Origin of the sequence: Mesorhizobium sp. M7A.F.Ca.CA.002.05.1.1 (assembly GCF_003998335.1) — a bacterium.
Taxonomy (GTDB): domain Bacteria; phylum Pseudomonadota; class Alphaproteobacteria; order Rhizobiales; family Rhizobiaceae; genus Mesorhizobium.
Genome location: NZ_RZQI01001082.1, coordinates 1 through 1,793, shown reverse-complemented (window position 1 = coordinate 1,793; position 1,793 = coordinate 1). Strand labels below are relative to the sequence as shown.

Annotated in this window: 1 protein-coding gene; it reads right to left on the bottom strand. The window is 66.9% G+C overall.

Annotated features, from left to right (window positions below; translation table 11 throughout):
- On the bottom strand, nucleotides 1–1,756 hold a 1,756-nt coding region (locus EN939_RS32690; protein ID WP_206528405.1), incomplete at its 3' end, for a hypothetical protein.
- Nucleotides 1,757–1,793: the final 37 nt, after the last annotated feature.

The window sequence follows — 1,793 nt, the reverse complement described above, 5'->3', positions numbered from 1 at the left end:
CGTCGATGCTGGCATTGTCGCCGATCGTCGCTTCGGTGAGCTTGTCGACATTGACGACCGCGACCGATCCGGCGGCACCGCCGCCCGACAGGCCGATGGCGACCGCACCCGCGACCACCACCACCTCGGAATCGTCCTTGGCCATGACGGCGACGTCGCCGCCGGCGACAATTGTCGCGTTGGCACCGACACGGGCATAGGTCTCGGTGTCGAACGACAGCACCGAGACGCCGCCCGCCAGGCTGACCGTGCCGCTGAAGGCAAGACCGGCGGAGACCACGATGACCTTTTCCTTGGATGTGGCGATCACCGCAACGTCGTTGTTCGCCTTCACGTCCGCGCCGTCATTGATCGTCGCGACCGTGTCGACCTTGATCACCGACACGTCGACGCCGGGCGCGCCCGCGCCCGAACCGCCGAAAGCCGCACCGGCCCCGACACCGACATGGCTGAAGTCGCTCGCCGCCGCAACCAGCACGGACTGTCCTGCATTTCCGGGGCCGGCCATGTCCTGGTTGATCTGCGCATCGGCTCCGATGAACGCCTTCGTCTTGGTATCGACGACGTTGACCGCCGCACCGACAGCCACGCCGACCGAACCGCCGCCGCCGACGGAAATCGCAAAAGTCTCGACATCATCCTTCGCCGAGGCGGAGACGGCCACGCCACGGAAGCCGGTATCGACCGACGCGGTCGCAACCCGGTTCTGGGTCAAGCCCGGATCCTGCTGGACGTCGTCGCCACCCTCCTGGTCGAGGTTCTTGAACTGGGTGAGGCCCGACGGCGTACCAGCCTCCAGGCTGCTCGCGGTCGGCTTGTTGCCGCCCTGCGGGTCGAAGCTCGACATCGCCTGGCTGCCCGCATACTCGATTTGGTAGCGGCCGGTTCTCGCCGCGACCGTGCCGTGGCCCTCGCCGGTGACGCGTGCGCCTGCGCCGATGAAGGCATCCGTCACCTTGTCGACAACCGCAACGCCGGCCGCGACGCCGACGCCGGCACTGCCGCCAATCGCCACGCCGCCAACAATCAGGTCCATCTCGGTCTCGTCGAGTGCCTGGACAAGCACGCTGCCGCGTGCCCGCACATCCGTCAGGCCGCCGATCGGCGCCAGCGGGTCCGAGCCAATGAAGGCGCGGGTCTTCAGATTCAGCACGAAGACGTCAGCCGTCAGCGTGACGCCAGCGCCGCTCGACGCGCCCGCGGCCACGGAGAACGAACCTATGTCCTCGTTGCCGGTTGCTTCGACCGTCACATTGCCGTCGACGTCGATGTCGGCGCCCGCTTCGATCGATGCAGTCGTCGTCTTTGTCAGCGTCGACACATTGACGCCGGCGCCGACGCCGGCACTGCCGGCGGAAACCGCGAGCGAGCCCGCGATTGTCAGGATATCGGTTTCGTCGCTTGCAAAGACCGAAACGCCGGGATCATTGGCGAGCGTCTGGCCGGAAACCTTGCTGTTTGCACCGATGCGAGCCGTCGTTGTCTCGGTCAGCACCGTCACAGCGACCGAACCGGCGACCGCCGCCTGCGCGGAAGCAGCGCCGGCGGCTGCGATGATCAGCACGTCATCGGTGGAAATCGCCGATACGGAGAGGCCGTTTGCGCCACCGGTGACCACGTCGGCGTCGCCATAGAGCTCCGCCTTTACATCGTCGAGATGGACAAACACCGTTCCGGAAATACCGATGCCGGCGCTTTGGCCGAACGCCGCCGCGCCAGCCAGCAGGAACACGTCCGCGTCGCCGGTCGCCGTCACGGAGACATCTCCGCCGGCGCCCAGATGCGATTTGTTC